The sequence below is a fragment of the Brevibacillus sp. RS1.1 genome (genome assembly GCF_013284365.1).
GTDB classification, from domain to species: Bacteria; Bacillota; Bacilli; order Brevibacillales; family Brevibacillaceae; genus Brevibacillus; species Brevibacillus brevis_D.
Genome location: NZ_JABSVA010000001.1, coordinates 326560 through 348521, shown reverse-complemented (window position 1 = coordinate 348521; position 21962 = coordinate 326560). Strand labels below are relative to the sequence as shown.

At 47.5% G+C, this 21962-nt stretch carries 16 protein-coding genes; 13 read left to right on the top strand and 3 right to left on the bottom strand.

The window, feature by feature from the left end; all coding sequences use genetic code 11:
- The first annotated feature begins 83 nt into the window (after positions 1–83).
- The 8 genes from HP570_RS01435 (at position 84) to HP570_RS01400 (ending at position 12803) form a co-directional block, all read left to right on the top strand.
- Positions 84–1361 (top strand): MFS transporter, encoded by a 1278-nt coding sequence (locus HP570_RS01435; RefSeq protein ID WP_173624696.1) that lies wholly within the window; start codon positions 84–86, stop codon positions 1359–1361.
- Between the two features lie 90 nt (positions 1362–1451).
- Positions 1452–2657 carry an efflux RND transporter periplasmic adaptor subunit gene (locus HP570_RS01430; RefSeq protein ID WP_217364511.1) on the top strand — a complete coding sequence of 402 codons (1206 nt, stop codon included), beginning with the start codon at positions 1452–1454 and terminating at the stop codon, positions 2655–2657.
- Positions 2658–2660: 3 nt separating this feature from the next.
- The gene (locus HP570_RS01425) at positions 2661–5702 is read left to right on the top strand and encodes an efflux RND transporter permease subunit (protein ID WP_173624694.1); all 3042 of its coding nucleotides are present in this window, start codon (positions 2661–2663) and stop codon (positions 5700–5702) included.
- Positions 5703–5878: 176 nt separating this feature from the next.
- Positions 5879–6082 carry a hypothetical protein gene (locus HP570_RS01420; RefSeq protein WP_026043127.1) on the top strand — a complete coding sequence of 68 codons (204 nt, stop codon included), beginning with the start codon at positions 5879–5881 and terminating at the stop codon, positions 6080–6082.
- A 129-nt stretch (positions 6083–6211) separates the two neighbouring features.
- Positions 6212–6679: a MarR family transcriptional regulator gene (locus HP570_RS01415; protein WP_173624693.1), complete on the top strand. Its 468-nt coding sequence runs from the start codon at positions 6212–6214 to the stop codon at positions 6677–6679.
- A gap of 86 nt (positions 6680–6765) precedes the next feature.
- A complete protein-coding gene (locus HP570_RS01410; RefSeq protein WP_173624692.1) occupies positions 6766–7950 on the top strand; it encodes an MFS transporter in 1185 nt (394 codons plus the stop codon).
- 79 nt (positions 7951–8029) lie between these two features.
- On the top strand, positions 8030–10432 hold the full coding sequence (locus HP570_RS01405; protein ID WP_173624691.1) for an AAA family ATPase: 2403 nt from the start codon (positions 8030–8032) through the stop codon (positions 10430–10432).
- Positions 10433–10526: 94 nt separating this feature from the next.
- Positions 10527–12803, top strand: a complete 2277-nt coding sequence (locus tag HP570_RS01400) for a S8 family serine peptidase (protein WP_173624690.1) — start codon at positions 10527–10529, stop codon at positions 12801–12803.
- A 49-nt stretch (positions 12804–12852) separates the two neighbouring features.
- On the opposite strand, the gene HP570_RS01395 is transcribed toward HP570_RS01400, so the two are convergent.
- Positions 12853–14487, bottom strand: a complete 1635-nt coding sequence (locus HP570_RS01395) for a PucR family transcriptional regulator (protein ID WP_173624689.1) — start codon at positions 14485–14487, stop codon at positions 12853–12855.
- 131 nt (positions 14488–14618) lie between these two features.
- Between HP570_RS01395 and HP570_RS01390 the strand changes: the two genes are divergently transcribed.
- Positions 14619–16127 carry a CoA-acylating methylmalonate-semialdehyde dehydrogenase gene (locus tag HP570_RS01390; protein ID WP_173624688.1) on the top strand — a complete coding sequence of 503 codons (1509 nt, stop codon included), beginning with the start codon at positions 14619–14621 and terminating at the stop codon, positions 16125–16127.
- A 30-nt stretch (positions 16128–16157) separates the two neighbouring features.
- Entirely contained in the window at positions 16158–17522 is a 1365-nt protein-coding gene (locus HP570_RS01385) for an aspartate aminotransferase family protein (RefSeq protein WP_173624687.1), read from the top strand.
- Between the two features lie 83 nt (positions 17523–17605).
- Here HP570_RS01385 and HP570_RS01380 read toward each other — a convergent pair whose 3' ends face one another.
- Complete coding sequence (locus HP570_RS01380; protein ID WP_173624686.1) at positions 17606–17929, bottom strand: MazG nucleotide pyrophosphohydrolase domain-containing protein; 324 nt, start codon at positions 17927–17929, stop codon at positions 17606–17608.
- Between the two features lie 93 nt (positions 17930–18022).
- Between HP570_RS01380 and HP570_RS01375 the strand changes: the two genes are divergently transcribed.
- From HP570_RS01375 to HP570_RS01365, 3 genes are all read left to right on the top strand, one after another.
- On the top strand, positions 18023–18604 hold the full coding sequence (locus tag HP570_RS01375; RefSeq protein WP_173624685.1) for an LOG family protein: 582 nt from the start codon (positions 18023–18025) through the stop codon (positions 18602–18604).
- Between the two features lie 166 nt (positions 18605–18770).
- On the top strand, positions 18771–20072 hold the full coding sequence (locus tag HP570_RS01370) for a hypothetical protein (RefSeq protein WP_173624684.1): 1302 nt from the start codon (positions 18771–18773) through the stop codon (positions 20070–20072).
- 186 nt (positions 20073–20258) lie between these two features.
- Positions 20259–21518 (top strand): hypothetical protein, encoded by a 1260-nt coding sequence (locus tag HP570_RS01365; protein ID WP_173624683.1) that lies wholly within the window; start codon positions 20259–20261, stop codon positions 21516–21518.
- Between the two features lie 10 nt (positions 21519–21528).
- On the opposite strand, the gene HP570_RS01360 is transcribed toward HP570_RS01365, so the two are convergent.
- Positions 21529–21957 carry a hypothetical protein gene (locus tag HP570_RS01360; protein ID WP_173624682.1) on the bottom strand — a complete coding sequence of 143 codons (429 nt, stop codon included), beginning with the start codon at positions 21955–21957 and terminating at the stop codon, positions 21529–21531.
- Positions 21958–21962 lie beyond the last annotated feature (5 nt).

Genomic DNA, 21962 nt, shown 5'->3' with positions numbered 1-21962 from the left:
GGGTTTATGTCCGTGATGTGTAGCGGGATCATCTTGCCGAAATAAATCGTCACCTAGAGGGATTACTATTCAGGGAGGTTAAGATGGGCAACCAAACATACGGATTAAATATTTTTCTCTTTTCTTTTACTCGTTTCATCACGGAATTAGGTAGTGGTGTATACAAATTTGCTCTTGCTCTTTACATTGCGGATGTGACGGGTTCTTCTGCTGCATTTGCAACTGTTCTGGGCTTTTCGTATTTGCCAGGGGTGCTGATTAATATTTTTGCAGGTGCCTATATTGATAGACACAACAAGAAAAAGATTATGATTGTCACCGAGCTGTTAAGCGGTGCGCTCGTTCTCTTGTTTTTACTGTTTTTCCTCCAGTTTCCCACGAATCTATGGCTGTTTGTCGGATACGCCTTCGTGATCAGTACCATTCAGGCTTTTACGTATCTCGCTTTGCAAGCATCCATTCCTGAGCTGGTAGATGAGGACAGAGTAGGAAGCATGAACTCTATTTACCAAGCAATCAGCGCCATTCTCAATGTAGCGGGTCCTTTGGTAGGGGCGATTGCCTATCGTTTAATGGGGATGGAAATGATTTTGCTGATTGATGGTCTTTCTTTTATCGGAGCAGGTATCTTGCAAATGTTCCTCCGTTTCCGCAAGGCCGAGGTAGTACAGGAGACAACACAAAGCTATACAGAAACAATCAAGGAAGTCTTCCAATATATCCGAGAACAGGTTGTTATCAAGTACTTGTTCCTGATTTTCCTTTTGCTCAACTTTATTTTCCCTCCGCTCATGTACGTGGGGCTGCTGCATATTGCCTATCGAGTCGAAAAAGTATCGATGGAGCAATTCTCCTTTATTCAGTCCTCCTGGTTTATTGGGATCATTATCGGAGCGGCTATTGTTTCGATGAAAAAGGTAAGCAAATACGTTGAGAATAAAATCTTCCTTTTGATTCAAGTGCAAGGGATTCTCTTGATGTCGTGGATCTTTCCGGTTTTTGTTCCGGAAACGAGTAACGCCTCGTGGATCATTACGGGCGTGTTTGTCGGGATTTTATTGGTCTCCGCCATCTTCAACTCCATGGGGAACATCCCGATCTTTACCTTTGTTCAATTGAACACGCCTGAGCATTTGCGTGCCAGCATGTTTGGTGTGGTCGGCACTTTTACCGGAGTGGCCGTACCGTTTGGGATCTGGTTGTACGGTATTTTACTGGAGGCCGTTTATTGGCCGTATCTCGTGTTGGCCTCAGGTGCCGTCATTTTCGTGATCGCCTTGATCGCTCATCTGAACAAGCAAGTGAGTCAATACTTTAAGAAAAAAGAAGAACAGGTTGTTGCTACAGACAAGTCTGCTTGAGCAAGGTCACGATAACGAGAGAGAGAATAGGATGTCAGCTTCATTCAAAAAGACAATGACAAAACTACTGGAGGACTCTACGTGAAGAGTATGCACTATGTCGTTTTGACCGTTGTACTGATGTTCATCACGGGATGTGGAGTCGAAACGAAACAGGAGACGGAGCAAACGAAACAAAAGATCGTACAGGTGCACACGGTAAAAGAGACGGAATCCTTGCCGATCCCTCTTACTGCTATCGTTGAATACAAACAGGAGAGCCACTTAGCCTTTGGGGCTTCTGGTACGATTGAACGAATGAACGTAACAAAAGGGGCAAAGGTGACACAGGGCCAGGTATTAAGTTCATTAAATACGAACTATTATCAAAAAGGGCTGGAAGCGGCACAAAGCCAGGTTCAAAGTGCATCTGCGTTGCGTTCAAAAACGTTGCAAGGAGCAAGCGCGGACCTCATCAGCAAGCAACGCTTGGCAGTGGACAGCCAGGAAAAGCGTTTGAAGGATGCTCAGCGGAAATGGGAGACAGCCCAGGAGCTGTTTAAGGGCGGCGCTATTTCGCAGAGTGAGCTGGACAGTGCGCAGTCGGAAAAAGAGCAAATCGAGATTTCGCTACAAGAGGCGCGAATTACGTTGGATAAGCTGCTAAAAGGTGCGGAAGTCAACGAGATTGCTAGTGCGGATGCCAATCTGAAACAAGCAGCCAGTGAAGTAGAGCTCGCAAAGAAAACCCTTCAAGAAACGCAACTCGTCGCACCGTTTAGTGGTACGGTCATCGATGTGACCCAAAAGGCAGGCAGTCTTGCTCAGCCTGGTCAAAGTATCATTCACCTTGTCGACGGCTCGGAAGTGAAGCTAAAGGTCGATGTCCCATTGGATGTGAGGGAAAACTACAAGCAAGGGGACACGGTGCCTGTGGCAGTGGAGGGAAAGGCCAAAAGTACAGGGACCATAACATTTATCTCGCCCGTTCTCAACGAGGAAACGGGGAAGTATCTGGTAGAGATAGCTGTTTCCAATAAAGACAACATGTTGATCGAGGGGATGGTCGCGACTGTAGAGATGTCACGCAAAGTAAACGGGATGCTCGTACCCGTCCAAAGCGTGGGCATTAAAGAAACACAGCGCTTCGTCATGGTTGTCGAGAATGGTGTACTCAAGAGACGCGACGTGGAAGTTGGGCAAATTATTGGAAATAACGTTGAGATTTTATCGGGTTTACAGTCAGGCAATCAAATCCTAATCTCCGGCATAACGTACTACGCCGAAGGAGAAGTCGTTACGGTGAAAGGGGAGTAACCGATGGACAAGGTCATTCTCTTTTTGCTGAAACGAAAAGTGATCCTCTATTTGTGTACATTCCTCATCGTGCTTACGGGAATCGGTGCTCTCTTTTCTTTCCATGTGGAGCTCGTACCGAAAACGAATTTGCCTTGGATAGAAGTGAATATTTCAGGAGGAGCGCTGCCGCCTGAAGAGATGGTGGAAAAAGTCACGAAAAAAATAGAGCAGGAATTGAAATCTGTAGCTGGGATTAAAAACTTCTCATCAAAAACAGGGACGGGGTTTTCTGGAATCTCGATCCTTGCAGAGGATGGGGAAGGTGAAAAGGTCAAGCAAGAGACCCAAAATATTGTGAATCGGCTACGCAACGAATTTCCCAAAGTAGTGGATACCGTAACTGTCACGCAAACGAATTTAGGTGACGAGGACTTAATCGACTACGCAATAGTGGGTGCCGATACACAGACCATGCTCACCTTGCTGAAAACGACCATTAAGGATCGAATAGAATCCGTCCCGGGTGTGAAGGAAGTGGTCGTATCCGAGGACGGTTTTGAAAATAAGGTTGCGATAACATTTCGACCTGAACGGCTTACTACCTATCGAACGACACCAGCAGATATTGTTGGTCAGCTACAGGGTACGAATTGGAAAAAAGCCGTGGGGATATTGGAAAATCCCGGGTTCGACACGGTTGTGATGATTGACAACAGCTTAAAGAATGTAGAAGAGTTCAAAAGCATTTTGATCAAGACACCCAAGGGCAAGGTTGCACTCGAACAACTGGCATCGGTGAGTGACTTGCGTGGAAGCGTGAAGGACGCTATTTCCATGACAGAAGGAAACCTCTTTGTGCAAATGAGTGTAAAGCGCGCAGCGGGGAGTGACCTCATCACCACACAGAAGAAAGTCGAGGAAGTTGTGCGGCAAATCAATGAGGAAGCGGGCGGAAGCTATGAGCTAAGAGTCATGTTTGAATCCGTCTCTTTTATTAAAAAAGCGATCACCAATTTGAGTCGAGATGTTGTCATTGGGGGAATATTGGCAATCCTCGTGCTCTGGGTATTCCTGCGAAATTGGCGTGTGACAATGGTCATCGCAACGACGCTGCCTCTCTCTATCCTGATGACGTTCATCGCACTGAAAGCTGCCGGATATAACATTGACATGGTGGTATTGATATCACTGAGCTTGTCGATCGGATTGATTGTTGACGCCGCGATCGTTGTGCTGGAGAGTATTTATCATTTGAGAGAAAAAGGAATGCAGCTGAGACAGGCCATCGTTCAGGGCTCAAAAGAGGTGATAGCACCTGTATTTGCTTCCCAATTAACCTTGATTGTTGTGTTTTTACCGCTAGTGGTCGCGGATTTTGAACAGTGGCTGAAGCCTATTCTTCATACCATTGCGTTTACCGTTACCTCTACCATTCTTGCGTCAACGATTGCAGCTTTTCTGTTTGTTCCGATTTTTTCAGAGCGTTTTCTCCAGCATGATAAACAGTTGCAGTCCCCTAGCGAAGAAGGGAAAAATCGCATTGTTTCTCTTTTCCAGCGATTACTGTTGTTAACCCTTCGTCATCGAGTTCTCACATTGCTGGTCGCTCTTGGAGTGTTTGTAGGGGCGTTGAGTCTCTTCCCTTTGATTAAAATAGGAAACGGCTTGAATGCCAATGAGAATCAAATTTTTGCGACGCTAACAATGCCGGATGGCACGAGCTTGGAACAGGCGCGAACAGCAGCAGTTGAAGCGGAAAAAGCATTACGAGAGCTGTCCGATGTGAATCAAGTCTTTTTTACGGCAAAGAAAGAGACAGTGGAGTTAAACATTACATTAGTGACCAAGTCGCAACGAACTCAAGAAAAAGAAGAATTTATGCAAGAAGTAAACGGTCGCTTGAATGCGATTGACGGTGTGGAACAAACGAGTATGACATTTGGATTCTCAGGTAAATCGGCACCCATTGAGTTGCAGGTTGCGGGCGAAGATTTGGAGGTTTCGCGGGCGATTTCCGCAAAAGTAGAAGAAATGCTGGCTAGCATCCCTGGTGTAGTCAACATTCGGAATGACTTCGAAAGAGGGAAGGAAAAAGTAACGCTCACACCGAAGCAGGAGGCAATGTCTCAATTACAGGTTGACTCCGATTCATTGGACAGCCAAATCAGCATGCTGCTTGGGGAGCAGCCCCTATCCACAATCAGTCAAAATGGTATCGAAACCTCGATTGTTGCCAGATTTCCAGAGACATGGGTGACACATCCTGACCAGCTCCAGCAGATCATGATACGAACAGAAACAGGCACGCAGGTGCCGCTACACCAGCTGGTTGATTTTCATTTCAGCAAATCTCCGATTACGATCAAACATGAAAAAGGAGAACAAATCATCACGGTATCCGCAGAACTGTTGGGCACAGATATTGGTACGGTGGGCAGACAAATAAATGAGAAGCTGGGTACAGTGGAAATGCCTGCTGGATACAAGATCGAGATCGCTGGTGATTTGAAGGAACAGAATAACACCTTTACGCAAGGAATTCTTGTTCTGATAGCGGTCATCTCCCTTATTTATGTGATTATGGTTGCACAGTTTGGGAGGCTATCTCAGCCGTTTATTATCATGCTGTCGTTGCCAATGGCCTTGGTGGGAGTCATTCTCGGATTCGTGGTCACGCAGCGAACTTTTGGTGAGATGGCGATGATTGGGCTCATCATGCTGGTAGGAATTGTTGTTTCCAATGCGATTCTGTTAATTGACAGAATCAATCTGCTCCGCTCACGGGGGATGGGGTTGGAAGAAGCGATTGTACAGGGCACGCGAGATCGTGTTCGTCCGGTAATCATGACCAAACTGACAGCGATCCTCGGTATGCTGCCGATGGGACTCGCTGTTGCGGAAGGAGCGGAACTAGAGGCGCCGCTTGCTACCGGGGTAATTGCGGGATTGATTTTTCACACGCTCGTAACGCTTGTATTGGTTCCTGTTCTTTATTCGATCTTTGAGGGGATTCGCGAAAAGAGAGTAGCGCGAAAAAAAGCAACTCGCATTGCTGATATGTAAAAAGGAAAACGGGGCACGGCGCTGGCGAACCAGCGTTGTGCCCTCTAACTATTTCATAGAGCCGAATAGCATGACGACAGGTGAGTCAACCAAGGGTGAAACACAACGATTTCTTTGCAACAAAATATTGGATGATTGCCATGTTGCTTGGTCACAATAAGGTGGGAGGTGTAACCATGGAACGAACTATTCAGGTCAATGGTGAGGATTATCATTTCGAGTCAACATATGATGGGGATTCACAGTACAACGTACAAGTACGATGTGGCAAAAAAGTGGTATCGAGTTTCAAAATCTCGGCCGGATCGGAAAGTGAAGTGTTTGAGGCAGCCCGTGCTCATTTTAGTGCGGATAAGGAATTGGGCAATCTAAATGGATAGAGATTGGTCTCGGAACGCAGCTTGCGAATGCAGGGCTGCGGTTTTTTCTTGCGTAAAAGGAAGTCTCATGATAAGGTTATTTTGTTTCCGCGGAAACAAAGATAGAACAGATAAGGAGCTGATGCTGCATTGGACCCTAAAAAGAAGCTTTGGAATCGATGGATCACCTTCCTACATAAACAGGAGGAGCGCAGCAAGCTTCGTGAAGAATTGCTACTGCGCCAGATCAAAAACAGTGTACCTGATTATGATAAAGTTGGAAGGTTATCCGTAACAGAGCTCCACGTCCTTCAAGAGGTAGGGGGAAAAGATCGAGTCAATGTTACGACAATTGCACAGCATATTGGGGTAACAAAGAGTGCGATATCCAAAATAACAGTCAAACTTTTGAAGAAAGGATTACTCGAGCGCTATCAGCTCGAAGACAATCAGAAGGAAGTTTTTTTCAGGCTGACATCAGTAGGGGAGATGGTAAACGAGATTCACGAACACTACCATCAACGCCTGGAGAATGATGTGTACCGATTCTTGAATAGGTATACTCCCGATGAATTGGCATTTTTGGATGAGGTCATAAGAGAAGCAACAGAAGATTAGGGGAAACATACAACGGGTGTTCATTATTTTTTTTACGAAAATTGTTTCCAAGGACACAATGTTAAAGAGATAAGAGGAGAGGAACTATGAATCCAAAAAAAGTACTGTACCTACTTGGGATAACACTTATGCTAGGTATGTTCGCGCAAAATTTGTTCATGCCTATTTTACCAGCCATGCAAAAAGAGTTTCAGACGAGTGCAGCCATGATTAACTGGACCGTTTCAATCTTTACCGTCATGCTTGCGATTATGCAAATCATCTACGGACCATTTATCGATCGGTTCGGCCGGAAACGTGTCATGATACCTGCTCTGATCCTATTTACGATCGCGTCAATCGGATGCTATCTGGTCGATTCTATTTATGGATTACTATTTTTCCGAGCTTTACAAGGGGCTGGCTTTGCTGCCATTCCGATCGTAGCCGCAACGATTATTGGAGATATATTTACAGGAGTCCAACGTGCATCTGCAATGGGTACTTATCAGATGCTGCTTGCGCTCAGTCCGGCACTTGGTCCACTGTTAGGAGGCTGGATTGGCGGTATCGGCGGACATTCTGCGGTCTTTTTGTTTTTGGCGATTTGTGCAGTCTTTCTCGTCGGCATCAATGCGATATGGTTACCCGAAACGAAAAAGGCTCAAGCTACATCATCAGGCGGCTTTACACTAGGGTCTTTCCGTAATATTTTACTCCACCCAGTCGGAGCATCTGTCATTTTGATCGGTTTTAGCCAAATGTACGCCTATTATTGCTTCCTGCTTTTTCTCCCTGTCCAATTGACGAACCATTACGCAGTCTCCGTTGAAATAATCGGATTGGTTTTCTTGCTCGTGTCAGTCGTCTTTATTATCAGTAGCAAGCTGTCTGCTGTCTTGCAAAATCGATGGGGAGCACGTAAAACATTACTGGTGACGACCGGTTCAAATGCTTTGGCGATGTTTCTCTTTATGACTGCGGCGGATGTTTCTCTTCTCCTGCTTGTGATAACAAGTACGCTGTTTGCCTTAACCTTAGGTGTAGGTATGCCTGCACATACAATTTTGCTATCCGAAGAATTTGAAGCAGAGCGTGCAACGTCCATTGGTGTGTACAATTTCATTCGCTATACAGGGATGGCTGCAGGTCCGGTTGTGGGTGCGATGCTGTTAGAATGGGGAGGGGTCTGGCTTGATTTTGGGATGGCTGGTATCCTCATTGCTTTGGCGACCTTATTCGCACAGCAAAAGGTGAGAAGAACCACAGTGAACATGCAAGCGAAGCTCTAATGTTCGGACAGACTTTTCATGTTCGGCTAAATATGCTAAAACAGGGATGAAACAATGGAGCGGGAGGAGCAATCAAAAAATGCAGCATCAAGAAGAACGGGACCCGAGGGTACTGATTGCAGGTATTAGCGAAAATCCGTCTAGCATCCAGTCATTAACCGAAGGCGAATGCCTTACATTCCTGCAAATGCTCGAACAGCAACGCCTCGAACATCCAGACGAAGAGCTTGATTTGGCTGAGGCGATGGTGCTGACGCGGATGTCTGCTTTGCGAATGCACAAAACAGGAGGCCATACACTTGCAGCTGAATGGGTCGATCGTGCGCTTCAACTAGCCCCTGATTATCGCTACGCGAGAGAGGTTAAGCTCGAGTTGTATTTTTCTCAGTTGCGAACACATGCCTTTCTCACTGAATTCAAATCTGTGCGTGAAACAGATAATGTCGTCATGCGCAGGAGAACAGTTGAAGTGCTGGCGGAGCAAGCAACCAATGAGCTGGCGGAAATCACGAAGTGGCGCGCTCTTGCGGAGGAGACGCTACTGGCAGCGCAAAAGTGGAACGATTCGGAGGCGGAAGCTACGGCTGCTGGCCTCGTGCTGTTATACACAGAACGACAAAATTTATTAGTACAATTGCAAGAACGTGTACAAGCGTATGGCGCGTCTTTATCCGGGGTCTTTTACTCGAGTGAAATGCTTGTCCAATTGCAAGAAACGATTCGCGCTTTAACGAACCAGCAAGACCAGAAAGAAAACCTTCTGCCGCAAAGGAACGAAAGGATAGAAGATCGCGAAAAAGCGCCTCAGCAAGATTTGAGTGCGTTAGAGCAATTGGAGCAGTTGATCGGCTTGGACGAGATCAAACAGCGGGTTCGGCAGTTGGCGCAATTTCTGCAATATCGCCAGCTGCGTGAAGAAAAGGGCTGGCATATGAAAGACCAGCTCCCCTTACATCTCGTACTGATGGGGAACCCAGGCACGGGGAAGACGACTTTGGCTCGCTTGATCGCCAAGCTGTATCAAGAGCTCGGGTTGTTGGCAAAAGGACAGCTCATCGAGGTAGATCGTTCTCAGTTGGTCGGGGCTTACGTGGGACAGACAGAGCAGCGCGTCATGGATGCGATCAAGCAGGCAGACGGCGGCGTCCTGTTTATCGATGAGGCATACAGCTTGAAGCGCCCCGATAGCTCTGGCAGTGATTACGGGCAAGTGGCCATTGACACGCTTGTATCCGCTATGACAAGTGGCGAGTATGCAGGACGCTTCGTCGTGATGCTGGCGGGCTATCCGGAAGAAATGCGTCATTTTTTGTACGCCAACCCTGGGTTGAATAGCCGTTTTCCAGAGACGGGCCACTTTTTGCTGCCGGACTATCAGGCGGACGAACTGGTACAAATCGCAGAGGAAGTAGCCGGACGGAACGATTTTACTCTAACAGAGGCGGCAAAAATTACGTTGGGTCAGCGCATTGAAAAAGCGCAAGTAGACGAGACGTTTGGCAATGCACGGGCAGTCACTAATATCGTACTCGATGCGATCTTTGCCAAAGGGCGCGAGACAGACGGTAAGGAACTGAAATGGGATGACTTTACGATTCTGAAACCCGAGGATGTACGTGGCTTCGATCCGCCGCAAACAGAAAGAAATGCGGAAGCTCGACTGCAAGCGTTGATTGGTCTTGCTCAAGTGAAGACGGAGCTGAAAAAAATCGCTGCGTATGTGTCCGTCCAGCAAGAACGCGCAACTAGAGGCTTGCCGAAAAGTCCGATTGAACTGCATGCCGTCTTTACTGGAAATCCAGGCACGGGGAAGACGACAGTGGCACAGCTGTATGCGCAGATTTTGCAAGAAATCGGCTATTTGAAACGCGGTCATCTTGTTACAGCGAGTAGAGCCGACTTGGTAGCTGGGTATGTCGGACAGACCGCAGCGCTTACACGACGAAAAGTTCGCGAAGCGTTGGGTGGCGTCTTGTTTATCGATGAAGCGTATTCGCTGCTGGGCGGAGGAGAGCGAGATTTTGGGCAGGAAGCGGTTGATACGCTTGTAGAGGAGATGACCAAACACGAAGAGAATCTGGTCGTGGTCCTCGCAGGTTACCCTCTCGAAATGAATACTTTAATGATGAGCAACCCTGGACTTTTGTCACGTTTTAAAAAATACATTGCGTTCCCAGACTACACCGTGAAGGAACTCGTGCACATTCTTGAACAGGCTGCATGTGAGGTGGGGTATGCGATTGAGAAGACCGTGCTGGAAAAGATCTCACAGTCTTTGGAAAAAGCAATCAGTGATCATCGATTGAATGGCAACGGTCGTTTTAGCCATAACCTGTTGCAAGAGGCGATCCAAAACCAGGCTGTACGACTGATGGATATTCCGAAGCAGGAATGGAATCAGGAAATGCTGATGCAGTTGGCATGGGCCGATTTTCAACCGCTATTACAGTGGACAGTAGAAGAAAATGGGGCAAAAAATTAGTTTTTGTCCCATGTCTATGCCTTCTTACTCTTTTGACAATTCACCCTTTCTCTTATAATGGATAGAAATGGTTTTCTTATGCCATGGGGGAAGGGTGTTTGGTTTGCGAAAAAAATGGCAGGCAGCTTTATGCACGACACTTGTTCTGACACTTTCACTGGAGGGCATTCCGGCGGATGCCAAGCAAGAGGGAGAGCGTCGGGGCAACATCCAGATCGAAGCGGATAAGGGTCTTGCATTGGACAAGCTTTCGTCGAAGAAGAGAGAGTCTGAGCTCGTCGTTATTCAGTTATCTGGTCCTGTTCGTGAGGAGTGGAAAGAAGAACTGGAAAATCTCGGCGTCACGCTTGGTGATTACATACCGGATTATGCATTCATAGCAAAAATGGAAAATGAACAGGTAAGAAAGGAAGTCGAGGAGCTGTCCTTTGTCGAAGAGGTTATGGCTTATACACCGAAGTCAAAGGTATCGTCCGAGCTTCGCTTTGAAGGAGGCAACAGCGAGCGGGTCGAGGTTGCCGTCATCGGTTTCAACCAACGGGTGGACATGTATCGAACGATGACGAAAATGACGGAGGATCAAGATATACGAGATATTCAAACACCAGAGGATGCTCCGCATATTTCAATCGCTAAGATGGATCAGCAAACGATTGAACAAGTGATCGAGTCAGATGATGTCGTTGCGGTTGTCCCCGTGCCAGAAAACAAGCTACACAATGATGTGGCGGCTACCATCATTCATTCGGACAAGCTGGCCTCGACAGGGTACACAGGCAAGGGACAAATTGTCGGAGTCGCCGATACCGGACTTGATACAGGGAAGCTCCAAACGATGCATCCAGATTTTAAAGGCCAAATTGAGAAGCTCATTTCACTTGGTCGACCGAATGATGCGAGTGATGTCCATGGTCATGGTACGCATGTAGCCGGCTCCATTGTAGGCACAGGAGCAGCATCAAATGGACAGTATAAAGGAACGGCACCGGGTGCCAAGCTCGTATTTCATTCCATAGAGAATGCGAAAGGAAAGCTCGTCACGGATGTCGAGACCATTTTGCAGGAAGCATATGAAGAGGGAGCCCGCATTCACTCCAATTCATGGGGGGCGAATGATAAGGGAGAGTACAGCCTGTCATCACTACTGTTTGATCGCTTTTTATGGGAGCATCCAGATATGACGGTGCTTGTTGCGGCTGGAAACGAAGGCGAGAAGGGCTATAAAACGATTGGGAGCCCAGCCACGGCTAAAAACGTCATTGCCGTTGGCGCTACGGAAAATGTTCGTCCCAACTTGGGGAAGAACTCCGATAAAGCGGACGACGTGTGGGTATCGAGTAGTCGTGGGTTAACAGGCGACGGGCGTTTGAAGCCGGATATTGTCGCGCCCGGTACAGCGATCTTGTCCACGCGGTCTTCACTGGCACCGAGCAAAAATTTCTACAAGCGTTTTAACGAACAGTACGCGTATATGAACGGCACGAGCATGGCTACGCCAATTTTAGCGGGCGGTGTGGCACAAATCCGGGAATTTTTGCAGGAAGAAGGGGAAAAAAAACCGAGTGGTGCATTAGTAAAAGCCATGCTGTTGACGAGTGCTGACAACTTGGATGAAGATATGCGAGAGCAAGGCTTCGGACGGGCCAATCTGGCGAATGCGATTGAAACGAGCTACAAGGACGAGAAGGACGGCATTCGCACGCGTGAAAAAGTTACGTATAAAGTCAAGGTCTCGGATGATTCCAAGCCGTTGGCAATTACGCTTGCGTGGACGGATTATCCTGCTACCATTGTCGCAAAGCGTGCACTCGTCAACGATTTGAATCTGAAAGTGACGACACCGAGTGGAGAAAAGCTGAACGGCAACGACTTTTTTGAGGCACCGTACAACGACGAAGTGGACAACCTCAACAACGTCGAGCAAGTATGGATTACCGAGCCGGAACAGGGAACCTACACCGTGACGGTCGAAGGTTATAACATCCCGAAAGGACCTCAGCCGTATGCGCTCGCAACTACGGGAAAATGGCAAAAGGCCGATGACGAGGGAGAGGAAGAGGAAAAGCCACCGGTTGAACAGAAGCCTTTCCGAACAGGAAAGCTGACGAAAAAGCAGAAATACATGGATTATTCCATTCGCGTCAATGAGCCTGGGGATTTGGAATTGTCTGTAGACTGGAAAGAGGATGCAGACGTTGATTTGTACGTGTATAACAGTCGTTCAAAAGAGCTTGCTTCTGCCACAACGCCCAACAGTCCTGAGCAACTAACGGTGAATATCGAACAAACTGGTCTGTACAAAATCCGGGTTGTGCTAACGGAAGGAAAAGAAGCGAATTATCGCATGTATATGAATAAGCCAAAAAAATAAATCAAAGACACAACCTTCGTCTCCGAACAGATGAAAGGTTGTGTCTTTTTTAATGCTCCTCTTCTTTGCTTAACCACTCCTGTGCACGCATGGCGATTTCTAGGCAAATTCTGTTTTGCGTTACCGTGTAATCCTCACCAAGAATTTCTGCGATTTTTTCCAAGCGATGATAGAGCGTTTGACGATGAATGAACAGTTTTTCCGCCGCCTCCTGCTTGGAGAGGTTACTATCCAAATAGACACGTAGCGTATGAACGAGCGAGGAGCCATGTGCTTGGTCGTGGGCTAACAGCGGGCCGAGGTAATCGCTGATGAAGGTCTTTAGCACAGGCTCACTAGGTACGTGGAACAGGAGCCGGAACAATCCGAGATCAGCGAAAAACGGACTGGAAGATTCCTGACAAAAAGCCAGTGCCTGTTCCGCCTCCGCGAGGTGCCGCCCAGCGTCTGACAACCGTTTTCCGGCTCGACTGACGCCCATTCGTATGGGAACATCCGCGCCTAGCATTTGCGTCATGATCCTTTTGACCTCGCGAAAGGCTTTTTCCAGGGTGCGACGGGAATCTGCAAGCGGTCGTTGTTCGATCAGCAAAAAGTAAAACCGATGGCCCATGCAGCGTATGAAAGGACGAAAGTGATGACGAGTCAATAGTGAACGAAAGATAGCCGTCAGATCGTGCGGTGGAAGGGAATCCTCGGTCAGGTTCTTCGGCTTCTCAAACGATAAAATAATCATGTGATAGCCAGTTGCTTTACTGTTGCCAGTGATACCGAGCAAGGAACGCATTTGTTCCTCTGGTATGGAGCGATTGGCAATCAAATCATCAAACAGACGGTTTTCCGTAGCAAGTGCCTGTTCCTCCACAAACATTTTCCGCATTAAAATTTGGGCCAACGCACTGACCGTATTGTCTAAGGTCAAGAGCAAATACTCATCTGGACTGCGTTCATACAAAACAATGCCGACATAAGCGAGCACGTGCCCCATTGCCATCACCGGTTGATAGGCAAGCTGCCTGGTCGCAGATAGAGAAAGAAAGCGGACGCCAGCTTCACTACTATCCAGTTCGGAAAAATGGGACCGCATTAAATCGCTCATTTCCACTGCAACATCATGCGGAACCACCGGGGCAAATTGTGTCGAGCCATCTGGAGCGTAATAGAAGACCTGCGTCTGAACCGCCACCTGAAAATGCTGCAATAGCTTGAGTATGCCCGCTGCCTGCAGGCTGAGCTGTTGCAAACTGCGAGAGTAGGCTTCGAGATTGCGGAGTGCTTGCATCTGCGCATGGATCAAATGCTCGTGCAAATCTTGCGTGATGTCCACAAAGCGGACAGGCTGATGAAAGACGAGCAACGGAAACTGGTGGTGGTTCGCCAGCTCGAGCATATCTTCAGGGATGGACGGGATGTAACGTCCCAGCTCGATGCACAGCCCGACTGCTTTTCGCCGAATCAGCTCTGTTAAATAGGCAAGCCGCTTTTCCTTTTCTTCGCCAAATCCGAGTCCGGTCGATAGGATCAGCTCACCGCCATTTAAAAACTGTCCCGTATCGGCAGTCTCCAAGACGTGAACCCAGCGAACAGGACGGGACAGACCACGATGCCCAGCTACCACTTGGGCATGTTGAAACAAAGGACGCTTGATGATTTCTGCAATGGTCAGGCGCAAATCGTTACTCATCAGGATCACCTCTTCATTTGCACTCTGTATGATTAACCCTACGGAATGCGTTACGTTTTGTCTAGTGCTGACAGGCATTATTTTTGGATAAAATGAAATTGTCAATCAATTGATCGTGAGGAGTTGAAGGGATGAACACAGCTATCGTTGGAAATCCGTTGAAAAACTACATCGGGGGCCAGTGGGTAGATTCACTGACGACACGTTTTGAGGATGTACCGAATCCGGCAACAGGAGAATTGTTGTCACGCGTACCACTGTCGACGAGAGAAGATGTGGACAAGGCTGTTGCTGCTGCAAAGGAAGCATTTGTGAGCTGGAGTGCTACCCCTGTCGTGGATCGCGCGCGCATTATGTTTCGTTTTCATAGTCTTCTCGTCAAGCACGAGGATGAACTGGCCCGGATGATCACCATGGAGAACGGCAAAAATCTCCCTGAGGCACAGGCAGAGCTATTGCGTGGGCTGGAAATGGTAGAGTTCGCTTGTGGGATGCCGACACTGATGATGGGAGAAACATTGCCTAATATCGCAAACAGCATCGACAGTCAGGTGATCCGCTTTCCATTGGGGGTAGTCGGCGGGATTACACCGTTTAACTTCCCTGTGATGGTCCCGATGTGGATGTACCCAATTGCGATTACCGCAGGAAATACGTTTATCCTGAAGCCGTCGGAGCGAACGCCGCTGTCTTCGATTCGAATTGCCGAACTGCTAAAGGAAGCAGGGCTGCCAGACGGTGTATTCAATGTGGTTAACGGAGCGCATGATGTCGTCAATGGTCTGTTGGAGCATCCGGACGTAAAAGCGATCTCATTTGTCGGCTCGCAGCCAGTTGCAGAATACGTGTATAAAACAGCAGCGACGAACGGGAAGCGCGTGCAAGCACTGGCTGGGGCGAAAAATCATCATTTGGTCATGCCTGATACGGATTTGAAGCGCGCGGCAAAAACAATTACGAGCTCCGCATTCGGCTGTGCAGGAGAGCGGTGTATGGCAGCCAGTGCTGTAGTAGCTGTGGAGGAGATTGCCGATGAACTGATCGCACATCTGATCGAGGAAGCGAATGCTCTCGCGATGGGGAATGGTTTGGAGGAGGGCATCGACCTCGGTCCTGTCATCCGTGATTCGCACTTGTCCAAAGTACATGACTATATCGAAAAAGGTGTCGCGTCTGGTGCCGCTCTGGTTCGTGATGGTCGTGAGGACGCGCAAAAGTTGCGGGATGGCTACTTCCTCGGGCCAACGATTTTTGACAAAGCAGATGCCGAAATGGTCATTGTCCGTGACGAGATTTTCGCGCCTGTCCTGAGTGTCATGCGTGTAAAGGACTTTGAAGAGGGCTTGGAGACGATCAGTCGCTCCCGTTTTGGCAATGGCGCGACCATCTATACGAACAACGGAAAATGGGGAAGAGAATTCGTTCAACAAGTGGAAGCGGGGATGGTCGGTGTCAATGTAGGGGTGCCTGCTCCGATGGGCTTTTTTGCTTTCTCGGGCTGGAAACAGTCCTTTTACGGTGATTTGCATGCAAATGGAAAAGATGGGGTTCTCTTTTTCACGAAGAAAAAAACGGTCACATCCAGATGGTTCGAAGATGGTGATACCAGCATAGGCTCGCAAAAAGTTTTTGTAAAATAACCGCTTACGAAAAAGAAGGAGGATTGTGCGATGGAGCAAGGACAAGTGACAAAAGATTTTGATAAAGAGAGCTTGCTGGATGCCGACCGTTCGCATATGTGGCACCATATGTCCCCCTACAACCCAAATCCGATGATCGTAACGGAAGCGAGCGGATCGTGGATCACCGATATCGACGGGAATCGGTACCTGGATGGGATGTCTGGCTTGTGGTGCGTCAACGTTGGCTATGGCCGACAGGAGCTTGCAGACGCCGCTTACGAGCAGTTGAAGCAATTGGCCTATTTTCCACTCACACAAAGCCATGTCCCTGCTATTCGTTTATCTGAGAAGATCAGCGAATGGCTTGGGGAGGAGTATCGCGTATTTTTTTCCAACAGCGGCTCGGAAGCGAACGAAGTCGCATTCAAGATTGCTCGTCAATATCATCACCAGAACGGCGAGCCTGGTCGCTACAAATTCATTTCGCGACATCGCGCTTACCACGGGAATACGATGGGCGCTCTCGCTGCAACTGGTCAATCCATACGTAAGGAAAAATACGAGCCATTAGCGCCTGGCTTCCTTCATGTGCCACCGCCTTACTGCTATCGCTGTCCGGCTGGAAAATCGTACGGCAAATGCAATCTGGAGTGCGCCCAATATTATGATCAAGTGATCAATTGGGAAGGCGAGAAGACAGTGGCTGCCGTCATCATGGAGCCTACCATTACCGGGGGAGGCGTCCTCGTTCCTTCGCCGGAATACATGCCAAAAGTTCGGGAAATCTGCGATAAGTACGGTGTGTTGATGATCGTGGATGAGGTCATCTGCGGATTTGGTCGATCCGGTCAAAAATTCGGGCACCAAAATTTCGGAATCAAGCCAGACATCGTGACTATGGCCAAAGGTATTACGAGCGCCTACTTGCCACTTTCCGCAACGGCTGTACGCGCAGAAATCGCAGACAAATTCAATGAGCAGGGGAATAATCTGCATTTCCGTCATGTCAATACATTCGGCGGCAATCCGGCAGCATGTGCACTTGCCCTAAAAAATCTCGAAATTTTAGAAGAGGAAAAACTGGTGGAGAGAGCCGAGGAACTCGGTGCAGAATTGCGTGCCAAGCTGGCTTTTCTCGCAGATCATCCATACGTTGGAGACATTCGCAGCTTCGGCTTCCTGATGGGGATCGAGATGGTAGAGGATCGTAATACGAAGGAGCCTGCGGCACCAGCGAAATTGACGCAGGTGATTACCGAGTGCAAGAAGCGGGGGTTAATCATCGGGCGCAATGGCGACACCATTCCGAGCTTCAATAATGTGCTGACACTCTCGCCGCCGTTTACTACGACGAGCGACGATATCGATTTTATTGCGCAAGTGATGAAGGAAGCCTTTGATACGTTGGAATAAGAATAGCTTGGACGAAAAGACGAATAGAGGAAAGCAGCGGCAGACTAGGAAATGCGAAAATTCTAGTCTACCGCTGTATTTATTCAACGATGCAGCTGATAGCGCTTTTGCAGCTTCGCTCGATGTGCGTCCAAAATTTCCTCAAAAGGAACCTCGTATTGGTTTGCCAGCAAGATTAAATTCCCAAGTACATCGCCTAGCTCTTCCACCAGCTCCTGTCGTGCTTCCACTGCGGGCTTTTCCCCTTCATCAGGACGATCTCGACCGATTTCAATGGCGCGTACAGCTCTTGCCAGCTCGCCAGCCTCTTCCATCAGAAAACCTACACGAATAAACGGACCGTACCCAGTCCAACCTCGTTCTTGATAAAAATCTCCAACCCATTTTTGGAACTCAGTTATATTCATATATCTGTCCCTTCCTGATTTTAGTATAATTATATTACACGCAAAGAAATTTAGGAAAAGCCATTCTACTTCAACAAGTTTTGGGAGGATGACATGAAACGTATTTGTGTTTATGCAGGTTCCAATCCTGGTGTAAATCCACTTTTTGAGCGTTACGCCCAGGAGTTGGGAAAAGAACTGGTCTCTCGTGGTCTTGAATTGGTCTATGGTGGCTCTAGCATGGGATTGATGGGGCGTGTTGCAAATGCAGTACTGGAGGGCGATGGAAAAGCGATCGGCGTCATGCCTACAGGACTGTTCCGCGGAGAAATCGTACATAAAGGGCTGACAGAATTGCATGAAGTCCTAACGATGCACGAGCGCAAAGCGAAAATGATCGACTTGTCTGATGGCTTCATTGCTTTGCCAGGCGGATTGGGTACCTTTGAAGAGATTTTTGAAGTGGTGAGCTGGGGGCAAATTGGCATTCATCAAAAGCCAATCGGACTATTGAACGTGGATGGTTACTATACGCCGTTGATGCAAATGGTAGAGCATGCGACTGAAGCTGGATTTATTCCCGCTATGCAGGGCGAATTGATCCTGTGTGAGAGTGATCCCGCTATCTTGCTAGATCGGATGCGAGATTACACACCGCCAGTGAAAGTGAACAAGTGGTCGGAATTGGATAAATAGTGACGTGAAAAAATAACCCGAAGCCCTCCGTTTGTGGGAGAACTTCGGGTTATTCTAGTGATTGACAGAATGAATGCAGGAGTGTTAATGTAGTTGATTATATCCCTAGTAAACACATAGGAATAATATTAATATGATTCGTCTTCATACGTCAGGAGGATTCTTCATGAACAGATCAGCGAAATGGCTACAACTCTCCACTTCGGCAGCCGTACTCTCAGCGGCGCTCGTTTTTCCAACGGCAGTCGGTGCAGCAACGAAAACAACGGTGGAAGCACACGCAGAGTGGAACAGCTTTTTACAGCAGCAATACGGTGTGACTTTTGACAAGACGGTGACTCGCGAGCAATTTGAGAAAGCGTTGCTCAAGATCGTATCTGCTACTACAAGTATATCGGAAAAAGACTTGTCAGCCAAAACTTTCTTGCCTGCATCCAAAGATTCCTCCAAGCTGCTTGTATGGGAAGCGGTCAGTGCTGCTGCAAAAGCGGCAGAGTTAAAGGAGCTCGGGTATACATATAGCGAGGAAAAAGTAGCGACTGCCTTGAAAAAAACAGGGATTTCGTATAAAAAAGGCGGCACGCTTACCTTGCAGGCTGCACAAGAGCTGGCTGTGGCCGTTGACACGGGGCTTGTGTCCGCCAATGCCTTGAAGTCAGCTTCGGTAGAAGGGGCAGTAACCGCAGAGCTTGCGAGTCAATTGCTAGCAAAAGTAGCAGAATTCCATGGCTCAGCCAAAAACTATTTGGGAACAATCGCCGATGAAGAGATTTTTGGCAAGCTCGCTCAAGCATGGAATGAATCGCAAATCATCAAAGCTGGTGAATTGCAAGAGCTCGTAGACAAAGGCTTGAAGCAAAACCTGATTACTGGCTACAATCTGAAGGATGCTGCATTCGATCCTCATTTTGATCCACAGCGCACGATTACGTATGGGCATAGTGATATTGCTCACGCTATTCAATTAATCGCCCTCTTAAAAAGTGAAGGCGTCGATGCTAAGGTCCAATTTGAGCCAAAAACATCTGCCTTCATTTATCTGAAAGAATGGGGAGAGCCCGTTCAAACAGCCGATTATCAGGTGGTTCAGATTGAAAACGGCAACTATATTGCGTATGCCAAGGAGTACGATCTCAGCCTGGAATTCGACAGCGTAGAGGCGAAGAAGAAGTTCCAGCCACTTGTTTTGAAATATGCCAAACGGGATCAAGAGGACATGACCGGATTGCTCAAGGCTTCTTGGTGGCAGCCGCTTTATCATTCTCGTACGGAGCTGGCAGATTATGCTGTCATTACGAACAACGTGTTAAAAGACGGCCGTTATGTCGTGCAGTCTTTCTCCCTAAATGAAGAATCACCAAAAGTCGTGGAAGGCTTCCAGAAGCTGAATGCCAAGGTAAAGGTAGAGACATACAAGTTTTGGGTGGATCAACCGTTCTTTCATTATCTCAACGGCGAATCGAAGTAAAAACCGTGCATCGAAAAGCGTCCTTCCCTTCACAACATCGGGGAAAGGACGCTTTATTTTCTAACATGGATCTTGAATGAAAAATTCCGTTTAGCGGATTTTGTCTATTTCTGGTATAATTTAGGGATAACCGTTGTTTTATGACGATAGTTGTATAGTCATGCTGATAGTTTGGGAGGGAATGAAGTGGAAAAGAAAGCGATAATGCTACTGTTGTCCTGCTGTTTGTTCGCTTCGACAGCATTTGCAGCAAACGCATCAACGACAATGCCAACCTCAACGCAAAGCGGTACTGGAACATCCGTGCAGGCACCAGCAGATTTGTCAAAAGGGCTGCTCGTGAATACCTTCACTTCCCATCAGTGGAAACAAGATTCGCTCACAAAGCTTCTGGGGAAATCCGTAAAAGAATTTGATGATTATGTGTATTATCCACAAGGAATCAGCATGAAGTGGGACGAAAACAAGCAAGCGTTTGCCGTTCTCGTTGAACCTTCCTATAAAGGCGAAGTTCTAAAAGGGATTACGACCTCTAAAAGAAAAGACGAGATCATCCGAATCTTGGGTAAACCACATTTCTCTGATGAAAAGCTTGCGTTGATTGGCTATGCGGAACAGGGCTATCACTTGTTCTTCACGTTCACGCAGGATAAAGTAAAAGCCATTTCTATTTATCGTCGCGATCAGATCGCCGATACAAAAGCACTTGTTGATATGGCTAAAAACTTGCAAGACTATGGTGAAAAATTAGGGGCACCCGCAGAATTTGCTGATTTTTCTATCTTTGGCGCTTGGGGTAAGCCGGATTTTTCGTATCACCTTAGAGGAATCGGTACATACGCCTGGGAGTATCCTTCCAGAGGCATCGCCTACGATGGTATGCCAGATGATGCAACGCTAACCATCTACAGTAATTTTCCGAGCAAAGACAAGCTCGCAGATTTGAAAAACGTAAAGAACATCGTCTTTTCGAAAGAAGATTCCCTGTTCCTGATCGAAAAACTGAGAATCGAAAATGAAAAAGAAAAAATCGAATTGGCAAAAAAAGCCGGAATTCCTTCACCAGACAAGAAAAAAATTGCCGTGATCGATTCAGACAATTTGTACAATACCGCGAATCTGCGTTTCTACCAGCCAGATTACACACCGCAAGCCCAACTGTTTCCAGGTTATTTTATCGATGAAGTAACATGGCTGGACAACAACTGGATCTTGTATCAGACCATGATGGGTGTGGGAGTTTATCATGTCGCGACCCATGAAAAGATAGAAATTGTAGGGATGGAGAAAAAGGCAAACGAGCCGTTTGATATGCTGGATGTCCTTTCAGTCAAGCCGGATCTGACGAAAAAAGCAATTGTGTTTGAAGTTAGCATGAAAGAGAAGAAACAGACTTATACGGTGCGCTATCAAATCACGGGTAACAAAATCACGTTCTCCAAGTAAAGAGTAGGAACTAGTGCTCTTTTTTGGCGCTGATGGGCGAGGTGGCTGCTTCCTTCTCGGCCAGATACGAGCGCATGCCTCGAACAAACAACTCACGAAGGACTTCCTGCTGCGTTTTGCTGCTGACAAGAGAGCGAATGAGCTCTAGCTCAGCTACCAATTCTGAATCAAGGTGAAGGTTGACAGTCTTCCCTTTGGCCCGCGGGTGCAGCTCGTAGTAATCTGTTGATTTTTTTACGATTCCTTCGATGACAACAGCTTCGTCCAACCATTCATGGACAGGGATATACAAGCATGGTGCTTCTAAAATAATATGGGTCAGTTCTTCGCTAAAGCGTATGGCGAGGATCTGGCCCTTTTTTTTATGCAAGTCGCGGATTTGTCGTGATCTCTCTTGATTGGCAACTGTATTTTCCAGCGTGAGTACGGCCAGTTCCATAGTGC

Bases quoted from the DNA above. Each gene is read 5' to 3' on its own strand.
- HP570_RS01370 (WP_173624684.1), top strand. From the start codon at position 18,771: ATGAACAGATCAGCGAAATGGCTACAACTCTCCACTTCGGCAGCCGTA.
- HP570_RS01425 (WP_173624694.1), top strand. From the start codon at position 2,661: ATGGACAAGGTCATTCTCTTTTTGCTGAAACGAAAAGTGATCCTCTAT.
- HP570_RS01410 (WP_173624692.1), top strand. From the start codon at position 6,766: ATGAATCCAAAAAAAGTACTGTACCTACTTGGGATAACACTTATGCTA.
- HP570_RS01380 (WP_173624686.1), bottom strand. From the start codon at position 17,929: ATGAATATAACTGAGTTCCAAAAATGGGTTGGAGATTTTTATCAAGAA.
- HP570_RS01405 (WP_173624691.1), top strand. From the start codon at position 8,030: ATGCAGCATCAAGAAGAACGGGACCCGAGGGTACTGATTGCAGGTATT.
- HP570_RS01420 (WP_026043127.1), top strand. From the start codon at position 5,879: ATGGAACGAACTATTCAGGTCAATGGTGAGGATTATCATTTCGAGTCA.
- HP570_RS01375 (WP_173624685.1), top strand. From the start codon at position 18,023: ATGAAACGTATTTGTGTTTATGCAGGTTCCAATCCTGGTGTAAATCCA.
- HP570_RS01385 (WP_173624687.1), top strand. From the start codon at position 16,158: ATGGAGCAAGGACAAGTGACAAAAGATTTTGATAAAGAGAGCTTGCTG.
- HP570_RS01435 (WP_173624696.1), top strand. From the start codon at position 84: ATGGGCAACCAAACATACGGATTAAATATTTTTCTCTTTTCTTTTACT.
- HP570_RS01390 (WP_173624688.1), top strand. From the start codon at position 14,619: ATGAACACAGCTATCGTTGGAAATCCGTTGAAAAACTACATCGGGGGC.
- HP570_RS01360 (WP_173624682.1), bottom strand. From the start codon at position 21,957: ATGGAACTGGCCGTACTCACGCTGGAAAATACAGTTGCCAATCAAGAG.
- HP570_RS01395 (WP_173624689.1), bottom strand. From the start codon at position 14,487: ATGAGTAACGATTTGCGCCTGACCATTGCAGAAATCATCAAGCGTCCT.
- HP570_RS01430 (WP_217364511.1), top strand. From the start codon at position 1,452: ATGCACTATGTCGTTTTGACCGTTGTACTGATGTTCATCACGGGATGT.